12 protein-coding genes are annotated in these 21,743 nt (G+C 36.0%); 8 read left to right on the plus strand and 4 right to left on the minus strand.

Annotated elements, in window-relative coordinates:
• Nucleotides 1-1,524: 1,524 nt before the first annotated feature.
• From F6K22_RS05865 to F6K22_RS05875, 3 genes are all read left to right on the plus strand, one after another.
• Nucleotides 1,525-2,574 (plus strand): calcium-binding protein, encoded by a 1,050-nt coding sequence (locus F6K22_RS05865; RefSeq protein ID WP_293094498.1) that lies wholly within the window; start codon nt 1,525-1,527, stop codon nt 2,572-2,574.
• A 715-nt stretch (nt 2,575-3,289) separates the two neighbouring features.
• Entirely contained in the window at nt 3,290-9,517 is a 6,228-nt protein-coding gene (locus F6K22_RS05870) for a tetratricopeptide repeat protein (protein WP_293094501.1), read from the plus strand.
• A 401-nt stretch (nt 9,518-9,918) separates the two neighbouring features.
• Nucleotides 9,919-10,575, plus strand: coding sequence for an SDR family oxidoreductase (locus tag F6K22_RS05875; protein ID WP_293094503.1), 657 nt, complete (start codon nt 9,919-9,921; stop codon nt 10,573-10,575).
• A 271-nt stretch (nt 10,576-10,846) separates the two neighbouring features.
• Here the strand turns inward: F6K22_RS05875 and F6K22_RS05880 are convergent, their stop codons facing one another.
• Nucleotides 10,847-12,130, minus strand: a complete 1,284-nt coding sequence (locus F6K22_RS05880) for a tetratricopeptide repeat protein (protein WP_293094506.1) — start codon at nt 12,128-12,130, stop codon at nt 10,847-10,849.
• A 370-nt stretch (nt 12,131-12,500) separates the two neighbouring features.
• Here F6K22_RS05880 and F6K22_RS05885 point away from each other — a divergent pair, with 370 nt between their 5' ends.
• The 4 genes from F6K22_RS05885 to F6K22_RS05900 all read left to right on the plus strand — a co-directional run bounded on the left by F6K22_RS05885 (nt 12,501) and on the right by F6K22_RS05900 (nt 18,187).
• Nucleotides 12,501-13,178 carry a hypothetical protein gene (locus tag F6K22_RS05885; protein ID WP_293094509.1) on the plus strand — a complete coding sequence of 226 codons (678 nt, stop codon included), beginning with the start codon at nt 12,501-12,503 and terminating at the stop codon, nt 13,176-13,178.
• Nucleotides 13,179-13,220: 42 nt separating this feature from the next.
• Nucleotides 13,221-13,805: a tetratricopeptide repeat protein gene (locus F6K22_RS05890; protein ID WP_293094530.1), complete on the plus strand. Its 585-nt coding sequence runs from the start codon at nt 13,221-13,223 to the stop codon at nt 13,803-13,805.
• 693 nt (nt 13,806-14,498) lie between these two features.
• Nucleotides 14,499-15,590 (plus strand): tetratricopeptide repeat protein, encoded by a 1,092-nt coding sequence (locus F6K22_RS05895; RefSeq protein ID WP_293094512.1) that lies wholly within the window; start codon nt 14,499-14,501, stop codon nt 15,588-15,590.
• 2 nt (nt 15,591-15,592) lie between these two features.
• Nucleotides 15,593-18,187 (plus strand): tetratricopeptide repeat protein, encoded by a 2,595-nt coding sequence (locus F6K22_RS05900; protein ID WP_293094515.1) that lies wholly within the window; start codon nt 15,593-15,595, stop codon nt 18,185-18,187.
• 68 nt (nt 18,188-18,255) lie between these two features.
• Here the strand turns inward: F6K22_RS05900 and F6K22_RS05905 are convergent, their stop codons facing one another.
• The 3 genes from F6K22_RS05905 to F6K22_RS05915 all read right to left on the minus strand — a co-directional run bounded on the left by F6K22_RS05905 (nt 18,256) and on the right by F6K22_RS05915 (nt 20,890).
• On the minus strand, nt 18,256-18,831 hold the full coding sequence (locus tag F6K22_RS05905) for a Uma2 family endonuclease (RefSeq protein WP_293094518.1): 576 nt from the start codon (nt 18,829-18,831) through the stop codon (nt 18,256-18,258).
• Between the two features lie 193 nt (nt 18,832-19,024).
• On the minus strand, nt 19,025-19,459 hold the full coding sequence (locus tag F6K22_RS05910) for a hypothetical protein (protein WP_293094521.1): 435 nt from the start codon (nt 19,457-19,459) through the stop codon (nt 19,025-19,027).
• A gap of 3 nt (nt 19,460-19,462) precedes the next feature.
• A complete protein-coding gene (locus F6K22_RS05915; protein WP_293094524.1) occupies nt 19,463-20,890 on the minus strand; it encodes an SLC13 family permease in 1,428 nt (475 codons plus the stop codon).
• Between the two features lie 332 nt (nt 20,891-21,222).
• Between F6K22_RS05915 and cysC the strand changes: the two genes are divergently transcribed.
• On the plus strand, nt 21,223-21,743 hold a 521-nt coding region (cysC, locus tag F6K22_RS05920; RefSeq protein ID WP_293094527.1), incomplete at its 3' end, for an adenylyl-sulfate kinase.

Below are 21,743 nucleotides of genomic sequence, written 5' to 3' on the forward strand. Positions count from 1 at the left end.
GAATTATCTGAAAAGTATCAGAAAAAAACGAGTCTTATAAGTAGACTTGCTGCATCTTTAATTATTTCTCTACTGCTTCCATCTAATATTGTTTTTCAAATTGAACCCAGCAGTATCAAGTTAGAGGTACACAATTCTACTAAATCTTTCGAGATTAAATAGAATTGTTAGTGAGATGGATTTCTAGTGCCAATAGGAATTTATCTCAAACTAAATATCAAAAACTTGTTTTTTCTTAAAGATTATACAGCATCTGGCAGGACTATCAGTCAGAAATGAGTTAGGTAATTTAATCTCCTCATAAACATAACTTAATATCTAATTATAAAGGTAAATATATCAGGATTTAATCGAGAGAATATCCCACATAAGCTCAGTAAATCTCAACATCAAACATTAAATTTATAAAATTAAAAACATCTATCAAGATGCACTCTTGCAACATAATCAGCATAGCAATTATAAAATTAGTGAGATAGACAAATTTTTGATTTTCGGGAATAGGAAATAGGGAATAGGGGAGAGAAAAAAAGCTGATGGCTATATAAATGAATGCTAATTATTATAGACATAGGCGTGATAATTAAAAATCAAATCAATCCCATACGCAGAAATCATTAATTCTTTCCCTCTACTCCCTACTCCCTACTCCCTACTCCCTCTTTTCCAGAGAGGTCTATTATATTTACTATTTAATCAGGTATACAGTTTGAGGACAATAGAGAACAGAGTGGAAGAAATAGGACACAAGGAATAGGGAACAGGGAACATAGATTAAGATTAAGACTACAATGTACTTGACCATCCTAAAAAGTGCTGTAATTTCAAAAAAAAGCCTGTAACATTAGCAATTTTTTGGCAAAATTTGAAGATATTAACCGGAAGTTGCGAAAAGTCTGAGAAGATATTTGTAAAGTATCTAGTCGATTTAGGAGGTAGAAAGTATCTTATCCCTTTGTGAGGTGGGGAATAGTAGAAATTTATTAGGGAATGAGCAATGTATATATAAGTTTTAATATACCAGCTTGAAAAACATTCTCTAAGTATTACAAAAGCGACTTAAAAGTAAATCTTGAACTTCTAAATACTGAAGTTAGGTAGCAATAGTCTAAATCCAGAAACAAAATCATGGCATCAAAAGTCTACTATATAAACAAAACCTAATAAATAAATCAGGACTTACGCATACCGAACCTCCAAAACCCAGTTATGCTCCTAGATGTCTATTGTTAAAACCAACTATTTCTCCTCGCAACCGGGTTTCGCGTGGGTAAATTTTCTCAATAATAGAACATAGAACTATTATCAATATATCTAAATGAAGGAATTATTAGGAGTTTTTTTATCTGCTTAAATTCTCAATTTTAGATGTAAAAATTATCAGTGTGAATCTGCCAGTTGCGATATATGTCAACCTAAATATTTATTCGTGAAGTTAGATTTTAGGAAGACATTCCGATGATGTTTGTAATGAGACCTAAAACTTCACATTAACTGATGAAATTATCAATATAAATAATTAGTATGTCAATTCCAATTCCAGAGATTCCACAAGACTTCGGCGACCAGGAACCAACTATCCTGCGACCACCAATTGATCCTAGTGAATTTAGTGATGCAGAAGTTATAATTGACTTGATTAATAATGCTAACGAATCGTTGTTTGGTACAGATGACAGGAATTTGATCCTAGGTCTTGATAGAGATGATAGAATTGAAGGTAGAGGTGACCAAGACACTATCTTTAGTGGTAAAGGTGACGATACTGTCTTCGGAAATGATGATGATGATTGGATTAGTGGGGATCTGGGAAATGACTCACTACTCGGTAACCAAGGTTCTGATACGATTAGAGGTGGTCTGGGAAATGATAGTATACGTGGAGGAAAAGGTAATGATTTGGTTAGAGGTGAGGAAGGAGACGACCTAGTTCTTGGAGAAAGAGGGTCTGATAATGTTAGAGGTGGTACTGGAAATGATACTCTCTATGGTGATGGAGAAGAAGGGGAGGGAAATGACTTAGTTGATGGAGAAGAAGGCAACGATTTAGTTTTGGGAAACCGTGGTAATGACACGGTTAGAGGAGGTAGCGGTGATGATACAGTTAGAGGAGGAAAAGGGGATGATTTAGTTGAAGGTGGTTCAGGTGACGACCTCTTGGTAGGTGGTAAAGGTAGCGATACCCTTACCGGAGGTGAGGGAGCAGATATCTTCCATTTTGAGTTTTTTGAAGATGAGACATTTACTCCCGATGGAACTCAGGAATTTGGTTTCGATACCCTCAACAGTTTTGTTCCCGCAGATGCTGGAGTTGACACTCTTACTGACTTTACTCCAGGAGAAGACAAAATACAACTTGATGCTAATAGCTTCGATCAGTTAATTGTTGATGGTAATTTCGACCCCAATGAATTTACTACTCTTGCTGAATTTGCTCAAAACCCAGATGCGAATCTAGTCTACGACTCAGACCAAGGTTTAATGTACTATATTGATGAAAATGGTAATGCGATAGAATTCATACAATTAGATTCTAATCTAAATATTGGTCCTGATGATTTTGAAACAATATAATAAGCATTCAGCTCTTAGCAGTTAGCTATCAGCAATTAATAATAGACCTCTTCAGAAAAGAGGGAGTAGGGAGTAGGGAGTAAGGGGAAAGAATTAACGATTTCTGTGCAATTATTGGAGATGTCTAATTTAAACCCAGTCCTTAAGAGTTATGCTTTATAAACATCTTTCTTAACATAAAACGCGGACATTAGAAAATGGGGGGATGGGGTGATGGGGTGATGGGGTGATGAGGTGATTAGGAAAAAAGCTAATGCACTATTTTTGGTGTGTCGGTCTATTACACCTAGATTTAATATTTCTTTTACCGGAAAATTAAGGTATAAACCTCTCCATTTATGGAGAAAAAGCGGTCGGAAAGCGAAGCAGTCCGTTAGGATGGGATGGCGAGGTTTCCTCGCCATATCCAATCTCCCCTTGAGAAGAAAAAAATTCCTTGAGCGCCAATCCTATCCGTTATAAGAAGAGGTAATTATTAATTATTAATTATTAATTATTAATTATTGAAAAGCAGTCTCTTATCAATTACTTTTACTTCCTCTTCTCAATAGACATCTCCGGAAAAGAGGGAACAGGGAACACTTAACTGGGAACAGGAAGAAAGAATAGATAATTTCTGGATGAGAATTGATTTTATTTTTAATTTTCACCAGATGTGTAATGCTTAAACTCAAAGTTTAAAATTAATTATGATGCACTACCACTGAAACTAAATATGAATAACGAATCTCCAGAAAGATTTCCTGAAATATTAAAGTTAGCTCAAGAAAAAGCATCAAGAGGATTTTTATATCAAAAACAGGGAAAATTTGAAGTAGCCATATCTTTATACCAGGAAGCATTAACTTTAGTAGCAAATTTCCCATTTGTTCACTATAATTTAGGCATAATTTTTCACCATCAGGGAAATTTACTAGCAGCTTCTACTCATTATCAACAAGCGATAGTTTATTACCCAAAGGATATTCAAGCTCATTATAATCTTGCCATTGTTTTAGAACAACAAGGTTTACTAGACTCAGCAATTTATAGTTATCAAAAAGTTATTAATTTATGCGAAACTAGCACTACCAATATTTTAATTGAAATTCAGGCTTATCGTAACTGGGGAAATATTTTAGTTAAGGAAGGTAGATATAAGGAAGCCATAGAAATTCTTCAGCAAGCCATTAGCAAAAAACTAGATGCTCCGACTCTCTACAATGATTTGGGCAAAGCATTTTTAGAACTGGGAAAAGTAGAAAAAGCTATTGCGAATTATCAGGAAGCTTTGGCATTACAGCCTCAGTTAATAGTAGCCCGTTATAATCTTGGCAAAGTATATCAAAAACAAGGTTGGCACTCAGAAGCTATTGTTCATTTTCAAGAAGTAATTAAACAACAACCAGAAAATATTTCTGCCTACAGTGATTGTGGTTTTTCTTTCTTAGAATTAGGGAAAGTCGAAGCAGCAATACCCTACTTGCAAAAGGTAATTAACAATAATCCTTTTGTGGAAAGTTACTGTCAACAAACAGATTTATTTACAGAGTCAGATGAGTTAGAAAAAGTAAAAATAGCTTGTACTCAATTTCTTAGAACACTAAAAAAATCAGATTTAGCAGCAGTCAGAAAAAATTTAACCTTAGTCTATTTATATTTAGGAAATGTATTATTTGAGTATGGTGAATATTCACAAGCTGAGAACTATTACAAAAAAGGATTAGAATTTCAGCCATTTAATCTCGACCTGTATATAAAATTAGGCGAAAGTTTGGTCAAACAAAAACGCTTTAATACGGCTATTACAATTTACCGCCTGGGGTTGACTGTTCTACCTGATAACCACTCCATTAACCAAGCATTAGAAAAAGTTTTAGCAGCACGAAATAATTCCTCACAAATTTCCAACGCAGACGGTATCAAAAGAATATTTAATCTAGAGTTAGAGTCAAAATCTTTATCCACAACTGTTGAATTAGGAGATGAGGATAATTTGCTTGGAGATTCAATCCCAAGAAAATTTATCCACCGTTTAAAAAATGAAATTTTTCACCCCAAGACAGTCAATTTCAGTGGAAAAAATATTCTTTATTCCCTTAGACCTAACTCCCAAGACCGCACACCTAAACTTTCTAAAAAATTAGAGGATAGCAACGATAAAATTCCTGAAACTGAATGTCAGGGATTAAACTGCAAATCTTGTCTCAAAAAAATCTTTAAACAACTTCAACCAATTCATTTAGGAAATGGTATCCATACTTTTTCAACAGAAATACAAACATCTATAAATATTTCATCTGTTGACTTTCCAGAAACACCAAAATTTGTCATAGAAGTAGAAAATGGTAGAGCATGGATAGTTCCGCAAAAAAATAATTGGATGGTTTGTAATGCCATTGCCATTATTAATGAAAATAATCAATTATTAGCTGAAGTCTCCCGCGAATACCCTGGTCAATTACCAGGATGTGAAAAATACGATATCAACAACCATAAGTTTTTTACTACAGAAAAATTACCATCTTTAGAGCAAATAAACGGTACAGTAGCAGTTTTATCCGGGTTATCAGGAAACGTTTATTTTCATTGGATGGTAGATATATTGCCCCGGATCGAAATATTAAGACGTAATGGCATAAATTTTGAGCAAATAGATTGGTTTTTAATTAATAGTATTCAACAACCATTTCAAAAAGAAACTCTCCGGATATTAGGAATTCCAGAAGAAAAAATTATAGAAAGCGATAGCTATCCTTATATTCAAGCTAAAAAATTAATAGTTCCGTCTTTCCCTAGCCATTTGGGTTGGCTAGAAAAATTTGCTCTGGAATTTCATCGTCAAACATTTTTCCAGAATTTCAATCATGGCTTATTTAAAGATGGTTTGGCATTAGGAGAAAAATCAAATAATCAAGTAGATGATTCCTATCCTGAAAAGATTTATATCAGTAGGAATAAAGCTAAATATAGAAAAGTTATTAATGAAGAAACAGTAGTTGATTTATTAAGTCAATACGGCTTTATAACTATCGAACTAGAAACTCTTTCTGTTTTAGAACAAGTAACATTATTTGCCAATGCCAAAGTAATAGTTTCTCCTCATGGTAGTGGGTTGACAAACATTATTTTTTGTTCTCCAGGAACTACCGTGATTGAATTGGTGTCTCCTAACTATATCAGACATTATTATTGGGTTATTAGCCAACAATTAGGATTAAAGTATTACTACTTGATTGGAGAAGAATATTCCTATTATCCTATCCGCCAAATCATGTATCCCAATCCTCTAACGGAAGATATTATTATTAATTTTAGTAAACTTGAAAAAATGCTATCCCAGGCAAGTATAATCAAAATAGATTCTCGGAAAAAACTAAAAGTTATTAAGAATGAAGAAACTTCTCAAGATATGATTATTTTTGAGAAACAACTCTCTAATGCCAAAGTTTATCCCTCTGTACCCTCCCATAAACAGGAAGGATACAATACAAATAGAACTGCAGTAAGTGATAAAATGCTATCTAAAGTTAATCAGACAGAAGCCGCTGCTCACTTCCACAAAAAAGCTTTATTCTATATAGATCAAAAGAAATTAGATGAAGCTAAAGCAGCTTGTGAACGAGCTATTAAAAATCAACCAGAATTTGCCCCAGCTTACAAAACAATGGGTATTATTCTCCAAAACCAAGGGCAAATAAAAGTAGCCTTTGACTGGTATTTCCGAGCTATTAAAATTCAACCAGATTTTGCTGAGGCTTATGTTAATATTGGCACTCTCTATGCCAAAAAACAACAATGGCAAGAAGCAATTCAGTATTATCAAAAGGCAATTTCCCTCAAATCCGATTTAACTCCAGCCTACCGTAATATAGTCAAAGCATATCAAAAATTAGGCAAAGTTTCCGAAGCAGCAAATTATCAATATCAAGCTTACTGTTTAGAACCTGAAAAAATCACAGAACCAGAATATATAAACTTAGGAAATACTCTTCTGCAGCAAAAGCAATTAACAGAAGCTATATGTTGTTATCGTAGCGCCCTAAAATTAAATCCTAATTCCCCAGTAGCATATCAAAATCTGGCAGAAGCATTATCCCAAACAGGGGATTTTGAAGAGTCAAATATCTGTTACCGCAAGGCGATTCAATTAGGGATAACAAACCCATCAAATATTAATCATAGCTCAGTCAAAAAATCGCCTCATTTATCTTATGTAAATCCAGTTATTCCCATAAACTCAGCTAGAATAAATCGTCATAAAACGGAACATAAAAATAAAAATAATTTCCTAGAAAACAACAATAAATTAATCAATCCAAATGTAAATCAAGATGCTGTAGAAGCTTATAAAAAATTAGGCAAAATGCTGCAAAACCAAGACAAACCAGCAGAAGCTAGGCAGTGGTATACAAAAGCTATATCTATCTCACCAAAAGACCCAGAAATTTATCGAGATTTAGGTAGTTTGTACGGACAACAGCAACAGTGGCAAGAAGCAATTAAATGTTATCAAAAAGCCTTGGAAATTAATCCAAATATGGCAGATGTTCGCCGTTATTTAGCAACAGCATTAACTAATGTTGGTAAACACGCAGAAGTTTCTGAGTTTTGGGAGCGAACTTATTCTCTAGAACCAGAAGCAGCAACAGCAGAAGAACATTTCATCCAAGGCAATACTATGCTGCAAATGAATCTAGTCGATCGAGCAATATCATGCTACTGCAATGCCATAAAAATTAATCCCAATTTAACAGTGGCATATCAAAATTTAGGAGAAGCTTTAAAACTTCAATCTCATGCTCAAAACTTAAATTCACAATCTAAAACTTATGGAAATAATGGTTATCTAAATCCTCATATTTACAGTCTGAAGGATGGTATAGCAGATAAATATGATGTAGAAATAAATAATCATCAAATCAACCAGCGCGATACTAAGTTAGTAACAAAACCTGGTATTATCCAAGAAAAATCAAAACATTTTGCTAGATTTTTAAATAAGCTAGTTAGTCAAGTAACTTCTGTTTTTAATGCTAATAATCAATTATCAAGAAAAGATTTAGAACTATCTGCAAATATGCCCAGACTTCAGGGTAAAAATAATTCTTTTCCTTTAAAAGCAGAAATAGATTTCAATATAACAGATACAGCAAAATTTTCTCTGGAAGACTTACTATTTTATGATGAAAAAAAATCAAGTAATACTAATGGAAAAAGCCAGAAAAAAAGAACACAACAACAAATAGATAAAACACAGAATTTATCCCCCACTGACAAAATAGAAGACTCCGAGCAAACAGCTATACAGGTAAATGCTCACCTTGTTGATACTAAAGAATTAGAGATCGCACTAGCATCAAATATCGCCCTAGCAGATGTTTATATTCAAAAAGCAACCGCTTATAACCAAAAAGGATTATATGAACAAGCGATCGCCGAATGTCAACAAGCAATAGCAGTCAAACCAGACGTTGCAATAGCTTACAAAATATTAGGTAATATCCAGCAAAAAATTGGTAGTGCTAGTCAACGTCAGAAAGCAAAAGAAAATTACCTAAAAGCCATATCTCTGGATAGTCAAGATGCTTCAGTTCATTCCAACCTGGGCAGTCTGTATGCACAAGAAAAATTGTGGGAAAAGGCAATACCTTATTATCAGCAAGCGATCGCTCTCAAACCAGATTTTGCCGGAGCATATCGTAACTTAGCTAAAGCATGGTCTCAGATAGACAAACAATCAGAAGCAGCAGACTGTTGGTATCAAGCGTATACTTTGGAACCAGAAAATATTACCCCCGACCAATATCTAAACTTAGGTAATACTCTGTGTCGTCAAAATCAATTAACTCAAGCTATATCCTGTTATCAACGGGCAATAAAATTAAACCCAAATTATGCTGCTGCTTATCATAATTTGGCTGCTACTTTGAAACGTCAGGGTAAGTTAGATGAAGCTATAATTTACCAGCAAAAAGCTAAACAGATTGGTGTAGAAAAACAAGTAGAAGTTAACCTTAGTAAACCCCAAAATATTAATCCTGAAGATATTTTGCACTCATCTTTAAATACAAAAGGAAAAGAGAAGTCGCCTCAAATTAATCAAGCAGACTTAATTAAACAAGCAGAGGAAAATTTTGTTAACAGTAAATTCTATGAAGCGATCGCTACTTGTGAGGAAATAATTTCTCTTAAACCTGATGCTGTAGCTTATCAAATAATGGGTAAAGTTTGGGTAGAGATGAATAAAATAGACCAAGCGATCGCTGCTTATCAAAAATCCCTAGAAGTAAAGCCAAATTTTGCCGAAGTTTATGTCAGTTTAGGAGAATTATACGTTCAACAGCAGCGACACTCAGAAGCTATAACTGCTTACCAAAAAGCAATTAAATTTGCCCCAGACTTAAAAGATGGTTATCGCAATTTAGTTGAAGTTTTGCTAGCTCAAGGAAAGGTTGATGAAGCTGCGGAGTTATCTTATAATGCTCTCATCCAACATCCTAGTTGGACAACTCCCCAAGAGTTTTGTACTTTAGGTAAGGGTTTAATAGAAGAAGGTAAAACAAAGCAAGGAATAACTTGTTTTAAGCAAGCTATTAAATTAGACCCTAAATTGTGGGAAGCTTACTATAGTTTAGGAGAAATATTTAGCTCTCAACAAAACTGGGATGAAGCAGTTAAATATTATCGACAAGTAGTACAATTAAATTCTGAATCTATAGAATCTTACTATGGTTTAGGTAAAGCTTTAGCAGAAAAAGAAAAATGGCAAGAGGCGATCGCTTGTTATCAGCAAGTCATTGAATTAAAGGTTAGTCAAATTCAACCAACTTCTCCTGAAAGTGAGGATAATATAGATATGGCAGAAGTTTACCATTTGTTAGGAAATTCCTTACAAGAAATAGGTCAACTTGATGAGTCTGTAGCAGCTTATCAACGCGCCATTGAATTAACAGAGAATTAGTTAGGAGTAGGGAGTAGGAAGTAGGAAGCAGTAATTGATAATTTATGGAGCCTAAATTTGAGCAAATATAAATTATTTTCAGTTAGTAGTTAGGCGATCGCCATTAAAGCACAATTTTCAGATTGATGAATCACATTGCCACAACCAAAACCCTGTAGGGGCGTTAGGCGAAGCCCATGTCGTCAGGCTATATGGCCATTTGCCCCTACTGTGGTCTACTGAAATGAAAACCGCTGTAACTGAGTAGTAATTGCTATACTATAATTCTTACAGCGCTTTTCAGATTGATAAACCACATCGTCATAACCAAAACTCTGTAGGGGCGATTCGCGAATCGCCCCTACTGTGGTCTACTGAAATGAAAACAGCTGTAATGCCAAAATTAGAAAATTATCACAAATATGACATCTGAATCTTACATTTTTTTAGCTGGTGCAAGTCGAGGGGTAGGACGAGAAATTGCTAAATGTCTAATTGCAGAAAATCACAAACTTAAAGCATTATTACGTTCACCCGATACTAAACCAGAATTGGAGACAATGGGTATTAAAGTTGTCATGGGTGATGCTTTAGATATAGCATCTGTGGAAACTGCAATGCTAGGTGAGGAAAAGATCGCCACAGTCATCAGCACTATTGGAGGTTTACCCAAAGATGGTGAGCGTGCTGATTATTTAGGTAATAAAAATCTAATTGATATTGCTCTCAAAGCTCAAGTACAACAATTTATCCTTATTTCCTCTATCGGTAGTGGTGAAAGTGCAGTTGCTTTACCACCCCAAGCATTAGAAACTCTCGGTCCGGTTTTGCTAGAAAAAGAAAAAGCAGAGCAGCATCTGATTAATAGTGGATTAACTTATACTATTATTCGTCCAGGTGGCTTAAAATCGGAACCAGCTACGGGTAATGGTTTTTTAACTACAGACTATAAAATTGCAGGAACTATTCATCGAGCAGATGTAGCTCAGTTAGTCTGTCAATGTTTAACTTCCGAAACTTCTAGGAATCAAGTTTTCTCAGCTATAGACCGCAACATGATTTATGGTAATAGGATTTAGGCTTTGAAGGTTAATATTTCAGGACTGACGCAAAATGTAGAATTATACGCTATCTGTAGGGGTGATTCGCGAATCACCCCTACTAAATGTGGTAGTTATGCGTAAGTCCTGTATTTATTAAGGCAACAGTGGGAGCAAGATGCTCCCATGAAATTGATAATGAATATTGCGTTCTGGAAAGCTTTGCGCTAGCCAAAAAGCGTTTCATGTCGGCAATAGTCGAAAACAAAAATAATTATCCATTATTCATTATCAATTATCAATTAATGAATCAACTATCCTGCTGTTGCTGCCAATCAGATATAACTTTTTCCAAATACCAAATCCTATCTCTACCAGGATATTTTTCTTCAACTTTTGCAATTAATCTTTCTGCCATTTCCCAATATCCGCCAACCATTCTTAACAATTGTTGTTCCAGTTTCTTATACTTAGCATCTTCATCAATATTCTGATTTTGACTAGGAACAGTTGTCTGAATTTTCTTCAAATTCTCCAAAGTTTTTTGATAATTATTCCAGTCTTCAGCTTCCCCAAATAATTGAGCAGCATTCTGATAGTCATCTATAGCTTTTGTCATTTCTTCTAAACGGGAATAAATAATCCCCCGGTTATAAAAAGCTTTAGCTTCATTCGGATTAATTTTTAATGCTTGTTCATAATCTTTCATTGCCTCTTGATACGCACCCATATCCCGATAAGCATTACCTCTAGTGACATAAATAAGTGAATTATTTGGTTCAATTTTTAAAGCAGCATCAAAATCAGCGATCGCTCCTTTAAAATCTCCCATTTTACTCCGAATCATCCCCCGATTTCGATAAGCTAAAACATCTCGATCATTAAATTGCAAAGCTTGATTAAAATCTGATATTGCCCCTAAATTATCCCCTTGTTTATAACGAATAATTCCTCGACAACAATAAGCTTGAGAATCTGAAGTATCCACTTGTAAAGCCCAGTTTAAATCTGCCATTGCTCCCCGGCGATCGCCTTTTTCAAATCTTCTCAACATTCGATTTAAAAATGTTTTACTATCACCTTTTTCCCACCGAACATTACTGTCAGTTTTAACAGCAGGAGAGACTACATTTTGCAACTGTTTAATATTATCCAAACATTTCCGACAATTAACAGCATCCTTCTGTTCTAAATACAATTCTGCACCACGCTTAAAATTAGCAATTGCATCTGCTTGATTATCTTGTTTACGGTAAGCATTACCTAACAATTTATATGCTGGAGCATAGTTACCATTAATCGTAATTATCTGATTAGCATCTGTAATAGTTCCTGAAATATCCCCTACTATTAATCTAGCAATAGCACGACCTAAATAAGCATCTATATAATTAGGATTAATTGCCAAAGCTTGAGTATAATCGGCAATTGCTTCCTCCTTATTTCCTAAATCAAACTTTGCCAAACCTCTGCCATAATAAGCTTCAGCAAAATTAGGATTCATTTCTATAACTCGGCTAAAATCTTCAATTGCCTCTTGATATTTTCCAGCACGAGAATTTGCTACAGCTTGATTGTATATTTCCTGTTCCATGGCACTAAAGTTATTTGATGAATTATCCTATAGCAATAGGAAATGATTCGTGAAAAAAAACTCTAGGGTTTTAGTCTCCAAACCCATTGGTCATCGAGAAATCCTAAATGTTTTTTACTGTATTATATAGCGTTTCTCAGGCTAATGACGTACACCTATCTTTATTTCGATTCTATTCCATTCCCTGTTTCCAGTTAAGTGTTCCCTAAAACCTAGATTTTGTACCTTACCAGTATGGGAATTGCTATATCAGAATTAAACTTTTAGGAAAAAGGTTTTCTATCTTTTCCCTTCGGTTTTGAGACCAAATCCCTACAATAAAATGTTATAGTTTAGTCAAACCGTCAATATTTGGAGGTTAGTTTAGAGGATGAAAGTTATTCTTTTTACTCTTTTAGATTATTATAAAAATTTGTTAGAAAAGTTCAATACTTCTGAGACTCTATCAAAGAAGGATATTTTAGAGATTTTATTAACTAGAGATGGTATTAATAAGGCATTATCAAATAGAGTCAAACCTTCTAGTTATACAATTTTAAAAATTGAATATTTAGATGGTAAACTCAAACATAATGCTGATAAATTGACTCAATTTATTAATTTAGCTGAATATCGAAATAATTTCCCAAAACCTGCCGATGCTTGGTGGTGGTATTTGGATATTTATGTTGAGGAAAAAAACAGAAAATCTCACCCTTGGAATCGTTTTGACTGTTTTTTTAGAGGAGTCAGAGGTATTTCTGTGATAGGAAACATAGCCATTTCGCTAAGGCTGGCTAGACTTTTTTTCAGTAGTACTTCAGAATTTCTAGCGGCAGTAGCTATTGTTCCATTTATTTTATCATTATTTCAAGCTCAAAGTGAGTTAACGGAAACGGGAGAAAAAGGGTTTGATAAACTTTTAGAGAAAGTCAAAGTTCCTCAACATTTTCACGAGGAGACAAAGCTTGGTTTTAGCTTATTAATGACAGGGTTGCTATTAGTAATTTGGTTGAACTTGCCATCTATTTCTAATCGCTATAAATTGGCAGGTATAAAATTACAATAACAGGACAAATTAGCCTCGACAGAAGAGAAATATTTACAAGCAATTCAGTTAGATGATAATAATTTTGATGCTCATTATAAGTTGGCAACTATCTATGAAGAATTACAAGATTTTGAGAATGCCAAAAAACAATATCTAATTGCAATTAGAGGTGGGTTTGTGGATGCCTATAATAATCTTGCTTATTGGTATATTCGGGAAAATAAGAACAGGGAAGCCATAGATTTTCTGAATCAAGGTTTGCAGCTTTTAGAGGAAAAAGAACAGAATTTTGAGCAGTTAACGGATGTAGAAAAGTTGAATTTCCAGACTCAAAAATATGGCATATATAAGAATTTCGGGTGGGCAAGATTTAAGCAAAAGCGATATGATGATGCTTTGGCCTATCTTTTACCTGCAATGGCCATTGCTAAAAAATATAAGGAAGATATCCGTAATCCAGGGGCAGCTTTTTGTATCTACAGTCAAGTCTTGTCAAAGACAAATAAACAATCTTCTGAAGTTAAAGAAAATTGGCAACAATGTCGTGAATTGATTGAACTTCGTCTAGCTGCGGGTGAAACTATTAATTCTGAAGAGGATGAATGGTTATATGAAGCTAAACGACAATTAAAAATTAACAATTAACAATTGTTTGAAGAAAAGAAAGCCAAGCAGTTGTCATCGGGAGGCAGTAATGTAAACAGTTAACCTTGAGGTTGTCATTGCGAGGCGGTGATATAAACAGTTAACCTTCTGGAGAAAGTGTTAACCCCCCCCGAAGCAATCTCCGAGATTGCCACGGGGGGGTTAACGGTAGGCAAACTGACATAACTGCTTTCTGAGCCCCCTCGCAATGACAGTTTGAGGTTGTCATTGCGAGGCGGCAATATTAAAAGTTAACCTTTTGCAAAAAGTATTAACCCCCCCCGAAGCAATCTCCGAGATTGCCACGGGGGGGTTAACGGTAGGCAAACTGACATAACTGCTTTCTGAGCCCCCCTCGCAATGACACTTTGAGGTTGTCATGGGGGTGAAAGAAAGCCAAGAGGTTGTCATTGCGAGGCGGCAATATTAAAAGTTAACCTTCTGGAGAAAGTGTTAACCCCCCCCCGAAGCAATCTCCGAGATTGCCACGGGGGTGAAAGAAAGCCAAGAGGTTGTCATTGCGAGGCGGCAATATTAAAAGTTAACCTTCTCGAAAAAGTATTAACCCCCCCCGAAGCAATCTCCGAGATTGCCACGGGGGGGTTAACGGTAGGCAAACTGACATAACTGCTTTCTCAGTCCCCCTCGCAATGACAGTTTGAGGTTGTCATTAAATTTTAATTATTAATCATTATGAAACTCAATTGGAAAAAGACAATTCAGGCTGCATTGACGTTAATACTTATAGGATGGGCGACTCCTGTCCTGAGTAGTCCCGCTCATATCCTAATTGATGTTCGAGGGAATGTCCAGGTAAAAAAGTCACAATGGAAAGATTTTATTCAAGCTGAGTCTGGTATTCTTCTCAGTAGTGAGGACGAAATAAAGCTAGGGAGTAATAGTTCGGTAAAGGTTTATTGTAGCGATCGCAATAAATGGGTACTCGAGGAACCAGGAACGTATCTTGTTTCTCAGGGATGTCCTGAAGGAGAGGCTGTCATTAGATTATGCCCAGATTGTAATAACCCAGGAGGTCGCTTCCCTACTATAAAAGAAGAAAAGCTAAAAGAACTGCCCTATCTGATTAGTCCCCGCAATACTAACGTTTTTAATGAGCCATTAACTATTCGCTGGAATAAAGTTTTCGGGGCAACTAGCTATACAGTTAAAGTTGAAGGCGAGGAAGAAGAGTGGGAAAAAGAAACCAATGAAACTCAAATTCTTTATGATGGAAAGTTGGAGCCTGGGGAATATTACACTGTAACTGTACTTGCGGATAATGGAGCTACTTCTGCACAAGAAGACGAACGTCAGGATCTTTGGTTTATTGTCTTAGAGGATCAAGAAGCAAAGACTTTACGGGAACAAGTAGCGGTTATTAAGCAGCAGGGATTAAGTCAGGAGCAAGAAGGATTAACTTTAGCTTATTTCTACCGACAAAATGAATTAAATTTTGAGGCTATTCAGGTATTAGAAGGTTTAGTCAAATCTAGAAGTCAGATAGCAACGGTTTATCAGTTGTTGGGGGATATTTACCGACAGGTAGGATTGAGCTTAATGGCGAAGGAAGTTTACCAGCAAGGGTTGGCGTTGACTGTGGAGGAGGAAAAGAGTGAAGTTAAGGCGATGATGCAATTGGGATTAGGGTTGGTAGAATATGTGTTAGGTAATAGGAATGAAGCGGTAGAGTGGTTGGAGAAGGCAAGAGTAAATTATTTAGTGTTAGGCAAGCGGCTAAATAAGGAAGATAAAGAACTAATAGATGAAGTTTTAGGGGGAAATTAATTATGAAAAAGAGTTTGATAAATTTATCTATATCGTCTGTGGTTGCTGTTGTTGGGGTGATGGGATTTTGGGTAGGAATGCCAGTGTTTATTCTGGAGCAGGCATTGTCTCAGGTTTCAGAGGAAGATGAGTTAGCTAAGGCTGAGAGATTAGTCCAGCAGGTAGAACAACTATATCAGCAAGGAAAGTACGGCGAAGCCATTCCCTTTGAAGAAGAGTTGTTAACAATTCGCAAAAAGGTACTCGGACGTAATCACCTTGATGTGGCAGAAAGTCTTAACAACCTAGGAGAACTTTATATTTACACAGGAAGATATGACAAAGCCGAACCCCTATTACAACAGTCGTTAGCTATATTCAAGCAAAAGTTAGGAAAAAAACATCTCTATGTGGCAGCCAGCCTGAACAACCTGGCATCACTTTACCGCCACCAAGGAAGATATGCTGAAGTCGAATCCCTCTACCGAGAATCTTTAGATATTTTAAAGCAAATTTTAGGATACAAAAATCTTTATATGGCAATCAGCCTGAACAACCTGGCATCACTTTACCGCTACCAAGGAAGATATACGGAAGCCGAATCCCTCTTGAAACATTCTTTAGCAATCAAGAAGGAACTTCTAGGAGAGACGCATCGTGATGTAGGAATTAGTCTTAACAACCTAGCGGAACTTTACCGCCATCAAGGAAAATATATTGAAGCCGAACCCCTCTTGAAACAGTCCTTAGCTATGTTAAGGGCGCAGTTAGGAGACAAGCATCCTGAGGTAGGAATTAGTTTCTATAACCTTGCACATCTTTACACAAACCAAGGAAAATATATTGAAGCCGAACCCCTCCTGAAAAAGTCCTTAGATATATTAAAGCTACAGTTAGGAGACAACTCTCCTGTAGTAGCAGAAATTCTCAACACTCTGGCATCACTTTACCGATCTCAAGGCAATACAACTCAAGCAATCAAATTATTAAGTCAAGGACTTGCAGTTCAAGAGTATAATCTCTCTAAAAACTTAGTGCCAGGGGATGAAGAGCAAAAACGATATTACATAAAGCAAATTTCTGGGGTAACTAATGCAGCTATTTCTTTCAATCTTCAATCTGTACCCAACAGCTCACAAGAGATTCATCTAGCACTTAAAACTATCTTTGAGCGCAAAGGGCGTATCCTTGATGTTTTAACTAACAGCCTGCAAATTCTCCGCCAGCGCACTGATGACCCTGAAACTCAAGACTTATTGAATCAACTCATTGCTAAAGTTACTCAACGCTCTAACCTTACCTTAAAAAAGCCAGAAGATATTCCTTCCCCTGATATTTACCGCCAACAACTCACCACAGTTGAAGAAGAAGTAAAAGAACTCGAAGACAAACTTAATCGTCGTAGTGCTGAATTCCATAATTTATCCCAACCTATTACCCTCGAAAAGATTCAACAACAAATTCCAGCTAATGTCGCTTTATTGGAGTTAGTACAGTATCGACCCGTTAATCTTAATCCTAAAGCCCTCCCAAATGACCCCTATGGCGAACCTCGCTATGCTGCTTATATTCTATATCAAACAGGCGAACCCCAAGCTATCGACTTAGGAGAAGCAGAACCCATCGACAAAACAGTAGGAAAATTACGCAAATACCTCCGCAACCCCAAAGTTCCTCTCAAACAACTCAAACGCTCTGCCAGAAAACTCGATGAAATGGTAATGCAGCCAGTACGCCAACTCTTGGGAGAAACCAAAACCATTCTCTTATCTCCCGATGCTGCTCTCAACCTCATCCCTTTTGAAGCATTAGTCGATGAGAACAACCAATATTTAGTCGAAAATTATCAAATTACCTATCTCACCTCTGGACGCGACTTACTACGACAAAATTCCAAAAATAACCGACAAACTCCCCTAGTCATAGCAAACCCTAGCTATCAACAACAGGGAGAAAAAGTCGCCCTTGAAAATTACCGTTCCATAGACTTATCCGATCGCGTGTTTCTACCCCTAGCAGGCACACAACAAGAAGCAGAAACCATCAGTCAACTATTCCCGGAAGCTCTAATTTTAACCAAAACCAAAGCCACAGAAAATGCCCTCAAACAAGTCAAAAATCCTGACTTTCTCCATATTGCCACTCATGGATTCTTTTTATCCAAACCTACATCAGAAAACTCAACCGATATTGATAATCCCCTATTTCGTTCTGGGTTAGTGTTTGCCGGAGTCGAAAAACAACAGAGTGGAGGAGATGATGGAGTTTTTACTGCTTATGAAGCCACCCTCTTAAATTTGGTTGGCACTCAATTAGTAGTATTATCCGCTTGCGATACAGGAATAGGGGATATTAGCGTGGGGGAAGGAATTTATGGATTACGTCGTGCTTTCGTTATTGCAGGCAGCGAAAGTCAAATGATTAGTCTGTGGAAAGTAGAAGATAATGCCACAAAAGATTTGATGATAGCTTATTATCGGGGATTAAAAACAGGAAAAAGACGCCGGTATGCTTTGCTGGAAATTCAGCGAGATTGGTTGCAAGAAGGAGAATATCAACATCCTTATTATTGGGCGAGTTTTATCTTTTCCGGGGATGGGACACCGATTGATAATTAATAATTAACAATTAATAATTAATAATTCAGTTTTCGTTAAATTCAAAAGTCAGTCCACTACTGAACTAATTAATTTTCCCTATCAAATACTGCATAAACTTTTAAATTAATAGACCTAAATCCAGGAGATAATACTAAATCATTACCAGAAAAATTACCGACTTCTGCATAAATTTTTCCTGTTAATTCTAAGACTAATATGCTTTGAGTTTCTGGGTCAACAATCCAATATTCAGGAATCCCGCAATCTTGATATTGAATTCTTTTAGCAATATAATCTCTCTCTCTTTGTAAATCTCCAGGACTAACAACTTCAACAACTAATAAAGGAGGTGACATAGACAAGGGAATTGTATTCCTTTTTGAGAATAGTTGAATATGTTCTTCTCGGATAATAGTCAGATCGGGATAGCGATTTTTAGGTTCACCTCTGACCTCTAATTCTAATCCTTGACCTCTAACTCTACGATGACCTAAAAGTATGGCAAATTGCAGGAATAAAAAGTTAGCAATTTCAACATTTAAACCTGATTCTGCAGGCAATTCAATTAATTCTCCATTAAATAATTCATAGAGTTTCTCTGAATTATCAGAGTATGATAAATATTCTTCAAAACTTTGAAATTTATGATTAACTTTTAGCATCAGATTGAATGGTCAATTAATATAGCAATGTAAAATGATTCTTGATAAAAAACTCTAAGAATTTGCTTGTTTAATCAAATTATCAATTACTTCTCCTTATTCCCTTTTTCGACCTAATAGACATCTCCAAAAATCCACAATAAAATCAATTATTATTCATATTCCCTACTCCCTACTCCCTACTCCCTACTCCCTAATCTTCTTCAATATACTCTGCTATATTTGGTAATTCTCCGATTTTAGCAGTAAGTAACTGTGGACCAGCAATCACAATTTTTGTGGCACCTTTTTCTACAAGCTCAAACAGATATTTCTCTATAGTAGGTCTTTCCATTACTTCCTGAGTTTCTAATTCCACTTCCTTTTCTTTTGCTTTACGTTTAACCCGTTTCAAAACATCACCAGCTAAAGCACGATAACCTTCCAACATAGAGTTTTGTAGTTTATGCAAAGGATTAGATCCCAACCAACCACTCTGCCCCAATTCACCAATTACATCATGAATTGAGTTATTATTAATAAAAAATACAACTCTCAATTTAGTTTGATTTTGTTGTGCTTCTGAGACTGCTTTCCACATTGCTTTATCGTAAGCGTAGGGATTTGCAACCACCAACCAGATACTCATCTCTTACACTCCCAACCCAAATAAAGGCCAATAAAATTTTGCCATTGCCAAGAATATCAAAGTCCCCACTAATTTTAGCAACAAGCCACGCTTAAAAGCTTCAGAAGGCGACACATAACCACTACCCATAATAATGGCCATTACCGGGGTACTAACTGGTAACAGAAAAGCTAAACCCGATGGCAGAGTAATACCCAACGTCATTGCCCTTGGATCTATTCCATATTTAGCAGCCAAAGCAAGTCCAACTGGCATCAAAACTGCTACTGCAGCAGCATTACTCATTCCCTCTGTCAAAAAAGTAATAATCAAAACCATTGCCACAAAACAAACAATACCAGAATTAATCCACGATCCCAATAAAGTTTCTGCCAATGCTTGTGCTGCTCCTGTATCTCTTAAAACTGCACTTAGAGCAATAGCACTACCATACATCAAAAAAATACCCCAGTTAACATCCTCTTCTACTTCTTGCCAACTTGCTAAACCACAAATGAAGCTACACATAACCCCAAAGAAAGCTATTGTATCTAGTCCCCAAGCTTTTCCTCTAAAAATCCATAATAAAACTATTCCCGTCACTAATACCAATGTACCAACTTCTCTGGATGAAATTGCACCAAGGCTTTTTGCTCTAATTCCGAGAAATTTTCGGGCGTTAGATAAAGAAACTACTTGACCTTTTCCTATTTGTAATAGTAGAAAATAACAAACTATTAACATGAGGACAACTAAGGGAATAGACCAAATAAACCACTCGGCAAAAGTAATATCGTATTCTCCTTTTGTTGTGCTGCGGAGCACTCCTAATGCTAGAGGTGCTCTAGCTCCCCCCAGTAAAGTTGCAATACCACCTATACCGCAACCCCATCCCAAGGCTAAAAATGCTGCTAGACCAAAACGTCCACCTGGCTTTGCACCTGCTGCTTGAACAACTTCTATAACCACCGGGAATAACATGGCCGTTACTGCATAGGAACTAATCACAAAGGACATTAGGGCAGAAAGAATTAAGATAGAGGCAATTAGGGTATTTTGGGTATTGCCAAAACGGGAAACTACTGTTAGAGCAAGACGAGTGCTAAGTCCGGAACGTTGAATAGGACTGGCTAGAATAAATGCTCCTAATACAAAGAATACTGCTTTGTTGCCGAAATAGGCATAGGTTTCTGTCGCAGACATACTGCCACTGAGGGGAATTAAAAATAGTACCATTAAGCCTGTGACTGCTACTGGTAGGGTATTAGTTGCCCACAGAAAAGCTGTAACTCCAAATACTGCTAAGGCTCCTTTTGCTTCTTTTTCTACTCCTGTCATTGGAAACAGAAGAATACCTACATATATTAGTGCTGCAGCTACAAACCAAAGCCAACGGTACTGAGGTTGACGAGATATGCGTAACCAAGTACGAAGATATTTGATATTTTCCATTGATATGAATTAAGTTTTGACGTGGAGATTTGATTATACTTGTTACAGAAGTTGGGAACAGGGAACAGGGAACAGGAAGGATTAAAAATTAAATTTTTATTGAAAAGATTTGCTGGTAGATTCTTTATTTAGGGAGATTCAGATAATCTTGTTCGTTGACTATAATTTTTATTATTGATTTAGTATTTACATCTGATGAAAATTATATTTTAATTGTTACAAGGTAAATATATATATTATCATAGTTGACATCTTAAGTCAATAGATTAATAGGACTTTAAATCCCTTTTTTTAGTCAGGATTTAAACTTTGTTTTTAAGAGGATTTTGTGCATGGAAAATAACAATCAAACTGGTCTAACGGTATGGTTTACTGGTTTAAGCTGTGCTGGCAAAACCACCCTAAGTTTTGCTGTGGCAGAAGAGTTGCGATCGCTTGGTTACACAGTAGAAATTCTTGATAGTACCGTTGTACGTCAAGACATTGGTAAAAGTTTGGGTTTTAGTAAAGCTGACCGAGATGAAAATATCCGGAGAATTGGTTTTTTAGCCCATCTTTTAACTCGTAATCGTGTGATTGTTTTAGTATCTGCTATTTCTCCTTATAATGAAGTTCGTTCTGAGGTGAAAAAACGCATTGGCAACTTTATTGAAGTCTATGTTAATGCACCTCTTGAAGTTTGTGAAGCACGGGATAAAAAAGGACTTTACAAACTTGCTAGAGCAAGAGAAATTCAAGAATTTACTGGTATTGACTTGCCCTATGAAGCACCAGCTAATCCTGATGTTGAATGTCGTACTGACTTGGAAACAGTCGCGGAAAGCAAAGACAAAGTTATACTAAAAATGGTGAA

This window comes from Okeania sp. SIO2F4 (assembly GCF_010672385.1).
Classification (GTDB): Bacteria; Cyanobacteriota; Cyanobacteriia; order Cyanobacteriales; family Microcoleaceae; genus Trichodesmium.

What these genes read in the sequence shown, in the direction of transcription:
- F6K22_RS05875 (WP_293094503.1), top strand. Translation starts at nt 9,919, where the DNA reads ATGACATCTGAATCTTACATTTTTTTAGCTGGTGCAAGTCGAGGGGTA.
- F6K22_RS05895 (WP_293094512.1), top strand. Translation starts at nt 14,499, where the DNA reads ATGAAACTCAATTGGAAAAAGACAATTCAGGCTGCATTGACGTTAATA.
- F6K22_RS05885 (WP_293094509.1), top strand. Translation starts at nt 12,501, where the DNA reads ATGAAAGTTATTCTTTTTACTCTTTTAGATTATTATAAAAATTTGTTA.
- F6K22_RS05900 (WP_293094515.1), top strand. Translation starts at nt 15,593, where the DNA reads ATGAAAAAGAGTTTGATAAATTTATCTATATCGTCTGTGGTTGCTGTT.
- F6K22_RS05915 (WP_293094524.1), bottom strand. Translation starts at nt 20,890, where the DNA reads ATGGAAAATATCAAATATCTTCGTACTTGGTTACGCATATCTCGTCAA.
- F6K22_RS05910 (WP_293094521.1), bottom strand. Translation starts at nt 19,459, where the DNA reads ATGAGTATCTGGTTGGTGGTTGCAAATCCCTACGCTTACGATAAAGCA.
- F6K22_RS05905 (WP_293094518.1), bottom strand. Translation starts at nt 18,831, where the DNA reads ATGCTAAAAGTTAATCATAAATTTCAAAGTTTTGAAGAATATTTATCA.
- F6K22_RS05880 (WP_293094506.1), bottom strand. Translation starts at nt 12,130, where the DNA reads ATGGAACAGGAAATATACAATCAAGCTGTAGCAAATTCTCGTGCTGGA.
- F6K22_RS05870 (WP_293094501.1), top strand. Translation starts at nt 3,290, where the DNA reads ATGAATAACGAATCTCCAGAAAGATTTCCTGAAATATTAAAGTTAGCT.
- F6K22_RS05865 (WP_293094498.1), top strand. Translation starts at nt 1,525, where the DNA reads ATGTCAATTCCAATTCCAGAGATTCCACAAGACTTCGGCGACCAGGAA.